The following is a 4,191-nucleotide window of genomic DNA, read 5'->3' on the forward strand; positions in this document are numbered from 1 at the left end:
GATCCCGTCGCGGGCCGGATGGTGCTCGAGTACACCTGGCACGTCCTCGGCGCCGACCCCGGCACCGAGGTCCGCTGGAACCTCCCGCCCGGCGTCCACGCGATCCACGTCGCCGAGCTCACGGCCTGGTCCACCCACCCCGACCGGACCCCGGAGGACCTCACCGCCCTCCTCCGCACCGCCACCACCCGGGTCGAGCAGGAGCTCCGGCGCTACGCCCCCGAGGAGTAGCTCAACGCATCGCCTTCTCGGTGGTCTTCTGCAGGATCTCCGGGAGGTCGGTGCCGCGCTTCTCGCTGCTGTAGAGGTCGAGCCGGTTCGTCGCCTCCGCGAAGCGGAGGAAGGTGTCGACGCTGGCCACGACGATCCGGGCGTCGATGGTCAGCAGCTCGATGCCGACGATCGAGACCCGGACGAACACGTCGATGACGAGGCCCTTGTCCAGGATCAGCTCCACGACGTCGGCCAGTCCGCTGGACCCGCCCCCGCCGCCCGAGCGTTGGACGCTGCCGCCGCCCGTCGTCGCCACCGACACGGTGTAGCTGGACGTGCTGCGGCTGCTCGGCACCGAGCTGGACGGCCCGCAGATCGCCCGCCGCCTGTTCGTGTCCGTGAACACCGTCCGGACACACGTCAAGAACATCTACACGAAGCTCGGGGTCAACAACCGCCGGGCGGCGGTCCGCCGCGGCGCGGAGCTCGACCTGCTCGCGCCGCGCTGACGGTTCACCCACCGGCTCACCACGAAGGGTGAGCCGCTCTCCCCACCCCTTTGCCTAGCTTTCGGCGTGCACCGACACCCACCGAGAGGGGCACGCCATGGCGGAGGACGCGCACGCCCGCCGCGCCGAGGCGTCCCTCTACGAGATCCGCCTCGCGGGCCGCCTCGACCCCCGCTGGACCGCCTGGTTCGACGGCATGACCCTCACCGCGGGCGGCGACAGCACCACCCTGCACGGCGTGCTCGCCGACCAGGCCGCACTCCACGGCGTCCTCCGGAGGATCCGCGACCTGGGCCTGCCCCTGGTCGCCCTCCGCCGCCTCGACGCCGAACCAGCCCACGAATCACCGTGATCCACCAGGAGACCGCCATGACGACCACGACCACCCCGTCGACGACGACCCCCGTCGACCCGATGCGCAGGAGGGCCCTCCTCGCCGGCGCGCTCTACGTGCTCACGTTCGTCTCGATACCCACGCTCGCGCTGTACGGCCCCGTCCACGACCCCGCCGCCTTCGTCCTGGGCGCGGGTGGCGACACCGGGCTGCTGTGGGGCGCACTCTCCGAGGTCGTCGTCGCCCTGGCCGGCATCGGCACGGCCGTGGTGCTCTACCCCGTCACGAGGCGGCAGAGCGAGACGGCCGCCCTCGGGTTCGTCGCCTCCCGGATCCTGGAGGCCGCCCTCATCCTGGTCGGCGTCGCGAACCTGCTGACGCTGGTCACCCTGCGAGACGTCGCCGCCGCCTCGTCGGCCGACCCGGCGTCGCTGGTCCTGGCCGGACACGCCCTGGTCGCGGGCTACGACTGGGCCTTCCTGCTCTCGCAGAGCCTCGCGCCCGCCGTCAACGCCCTGTGCCTGGGCTACGTGCTGTACCGCTCCGGCCTGGTCCCGCGCGTCCTCCCGGTCGTGGGGCTCGTCGGCGCTCCCCTCCTGCTGGCCTCGGACCTCGCGATCCTCTTCGGCGCGTACGACCGGATGGCGCCGATCGCCGCGGTGGCCGCACTCCCGATCGCGGCCTGGGAGTTCTCCCTCGGCATCTACCTGCTGGTCAAGGGCTTCCGGCCCGCCGCGGTCGCCGCGCTGCCCGTCGCGGGGCGGTGAGCGCGGCCCTCGGGACCGGCGGTGCACGACCGCCGCTCCCGGGGGATCCCGGTACGGTCCGCCGGACGCCCGTGACCGCAGCGAGGGAGAGCCCCCGGTGAGACCGCTCCGATACTCCATCAACGTCACCCTCGACGGGTGCTGCGATCACCGGGCGGCGAGCACCGACGAGGAGCTGCACCACCACTCCGCCGCCATCCTGGAGCGGGCCGACGCCCTCCTCTTCGGCCGGGTGACCTACGAGATGATGCAGGAGGCGTGGCGCCCGCCCGTCGCGGCGACGCGACCGGACTGGATGCTCCCCTTCGGGGAGACGATCGACCGGGCGAGGAAGTACGTCGTCTCCAGCACCCTGGAGGGCGTCGACTGGAACGCCGAGCTCCTGCGGGGCGACCTGGGGGAGGCCGTCCGCCACCTCAAGCAGCAGCCGGGCAAGGGCCTGTACGTGGGAGGCGTGACCCTGCCACTCGCCCTGGCGGACCTGGGGCTCATCGACGAGTACGAGTTCGTGGTGCACCCCGTCGTGGCGGGGCACGGGCCGACCCTGCTCGCAGGCCTGCGCGAGCCGCTCGACCTGACGCTCGTGGAGCGCCGGGAGTTCCGGTCGGGGGCGTTCTCCCTGCGCTACGTGCCCCGCCGGGTCACCGCCTGAACGGACCCGGCCGGCAGCAGGCCGATGAGCCCGAGCGAGGAGGCACCCCTGGGCCGTGTCTACGCGACGCTCGGCGTGAGCGGCGCCAGCCGGGCGGCGAGCTCCCCGGCCGAGATCCCGCACAGCTCGAGAGCCCGGACGCCCGCCGCGCCGACCTCGAACGTGCCCTGGTCGGTGTAGACGCGGTCGATGCAGCCCAGTCCGGTGAGCGGGTAGGTGCACTCCGGGACGATCTTCGGCGCGCCCTGCTTGTCGAAGAGCGTCATCATCACCCAGACCCGCTTCGCCCCGATCGCGAGGTCCATCGCCCCGCCCACGGCCGGGATGGCCCCGGGGGCGCCCGTGTGCCAGTTCGCGAGGTCGCCCGCGGCGGAGACCTGGAAGGCCCCCAGCACGCAGACGTCGAGATGGCCGCCGCGCATCATGGCGAAGGAGTCGGCGTGGTGGAAGTAGGACGCCCCCGACAGCTCGGTGACCGGGACCTTGCCCGCGTTGATCAGGTCGGGGTCGATGTCGTCGCCGTGCGCGGCCGGGCCCATGTTCAGCATGCCGTTCTCGGTGTGCAGCACCACCCCGGAGCCCGGGGGCAGGTGGTCGGCGACGAGCGTGGGCTGGCCGATGCCCAGGTTCACGTACGCCCCGTCGGGATGGGTCGCGGCGATGTCGCGGGCGATGGCCGCGGCGATCTCGTCCTTCGAGCGCGTACTCACGCGGCCACCTCCGGCTCCGCCGAGACGATGCGGTCGACGTAGATGCCCGGGGTCACGACGGCCTCCGGGTCCAGCCCACCGGCGTCGACGACGCGGTCGACCTGCACCGCCACCGTGGCGGCGGCCGTGGCCATCACCGGCCCGAAGTTCCGTGCGGTCTTGCGGTACACCAGGTTCCCCATCCGGTCGGCGACGTGCGCCTTGATCATCGCGAGGTCCCCCTTGATGGGGTACTCGAGGACGTGCACGCGCCCGTCGATCTCGCGGGTCTCCTTGCCCTCCGCCAGCGGCGTCCCGGCCCCGGTCGGGGTGAAGAACGCCCCGATCCCCGCCCCGGCGGCGCGCAGCCGCTCGGCGAGGTTGCCCTGGGGCACGACCTCCAGCTCGATCCGGCCCGAGCGGTAGAGCTCGTCGAACACCCACGAGTCGGCCTGCCGCGGGAAGGAGCAGATCACCTTGCGCACCCGGCCCGTGGCCAGCAGCGCGGCCAGGCCGGTGTCGCCGTTGCCGGCGTTGTTCGACACCACGGTCAGGTCCGCGGCGCCCTGGCGGATCAGGGCGTCGATCAGATCCACGGGCATGCCCGCCATGCCGAACCCGCCCACCAGGACCGTCGCACCGTCCGGGGTCCCGGCGACCGCCGCGTCGTGGTCGGCGCAGACGCGGGCGGTCACGACGCCGACCCCGCGACGTTCTCCAGCACCACGGCGAGCGCCTGGCCCACGCCGATGCAGATCGCGGCGACCCCCCAGCGCTCCCCCGACTCGACGAGCCGGGCGGCGAGGGTGCCCAGCACCCGGGCGCCCGACGCCCCGAGCGGATGGCCGATGGCGATGGCCCCACCCTTGGCGTTCACGATCTCCGGGTCCACCTTCCAGGCGTCCACACAGGCCAGCGACTGCACCGCGAAGGCCTCGTTCAGCTCGACCGCCGCGACGTCCGACCAGCCGATGCCCGCCCGGGACAGGGCGCGCTCCGCGGCCTCGACCGGGGCGAACCCGAAGTC

8 protein-coding genes and 1 pseudogene are annotated in these 4,191 nt (G+C 73.3%); 5 read left to right on the forward strand and 4 right to left on the reverse strand.

The features are described from left to right. On the forward strand, positions 1–231 hold a 231-nt coding region (locus H5J29_RS23055; protein WP_181783131.1), incomplete at its 5' end, for a DUF6197 family protein. Position 232: 1 nt separating this feature from the next. On the opposite strand, the gene gvpJ is transcribed toward H5J29_RS23055, so the two are convergent. Next, on the reverse strand, positions 233–529 hold the full coding sequence (gene gvpJ / locus H5J29_RS23060; protein WP_376768561.1) for a gas vesicle protein GvpJ: 297 nt from the start codon (positions 527–529) through the stop codon (positions 233–235). Positions 530–548: 19 nt separating this feature from the next. On the opposite strand from gvpJ, the gene H5J29_RS23065 reads away from it, so the two are divergent. From H5J29_RS23065 to H5J29_RS23080, 4 genes are all read left to right on the forward strand, one after another. Continuing rightward, positions 549–722: a helix-turn-helix transcriptional regulator gene (locus H5J29_RS23065; protein ID WP_376768562.1), complete on the forward strand. Its 174-nt coding sequence runs from the start codon at positions 549–551 to the stop codon at positions 720–722. Between the two features lie 97 nt (positions 723–819). Then, complete coding sequence (locus H5J29_RS23070) at positions 820–1,074, forward strand: DUF8691 family protein (protein ID WP_181783132.1); 255 nt, start codon at positions 820–822, stop codon at positions 1,072–1,074. A 17-nt stretch (positions 1,075–1,091) separates the two neighbouring features. Then, on the forward strand, positions 1,092–1,823 hold the full coding sequence (locus tag H5J29_RS23075) for a DUF4386 domain-containing protein (protein ID WP_181783133.1): 732 nt from the start codon (positions 1,092–1,094) through the stop codon (positions 1,821–1,823). Positions 1,824–1,920: 97 nt separating this feature from the next. Next, on the forward strand, positions 1,921–2,475 hold the full coding sequence (locus H5J29_RS23080) for a dihydrofolate reductase family protein (protein WP_181783134.1): 555 nt from the start codon (positions 1,921–1,923) through the stop codon (positions 2,473–2,475). Between the two features lie 59 nt (positions 2,476–2,534). Here the strand turns inward: H5J29_RS23080 and H5J29_RS23085 are convergent, their stop codons facing one another. From H5J29_RS23085 to H5J29_RS23095, 3 genes and pseudogenes are all read right to left on the reverse strand, one after another. Then, the gene (locus H5J29_RS23085) at positions 2,535–3,185 is read right to left on the reverse strand and encodes a 3-oxoacid CoA-transferase subunit B (protein ID WP_181783135.1); all 651 of its coding nucleotides are present in this window, start codon (positions 3,183–3,185) and stop codon (positions 2,535–2,537) included. Then, positions 3,182–3,859, reverse strand: a complete 678-nt coding sequence (locus H5J29_RS23090; RefSeq protein WP_181783136.1) for a 3-oxoacid CoA-transferase subunit A — start codon at positions 3,857–3,859, stop codon at positions 3,182–3,184. Before H5J29_RS23090 ends, H5J29_RS23085 begins: the two co-directional genes overlap by 4 nt. Continuing rightward, a pseudogene (locus H5J29_RS23095) lies at positions 3,856–4,191 on the reverse strand (3-oxoadipyl-CoA thiolase); the annotation flags it as partial. The pseudogene H5J29_RS23095 and the gene H5J29_RS23090, both read right to left, overlap by 4 nt.

The sequence above is a fragment of the Pseudonocardia pini genome (assembly GCF_013870575.1).
GTDB classification, from domain to species: domain Bacteria; phylum Actinomycetota; class Actinomycetes; order Mycobacteriales; family Pseudonocardiaceae; genus Pseudonocardia; species Pseudonocardia pini.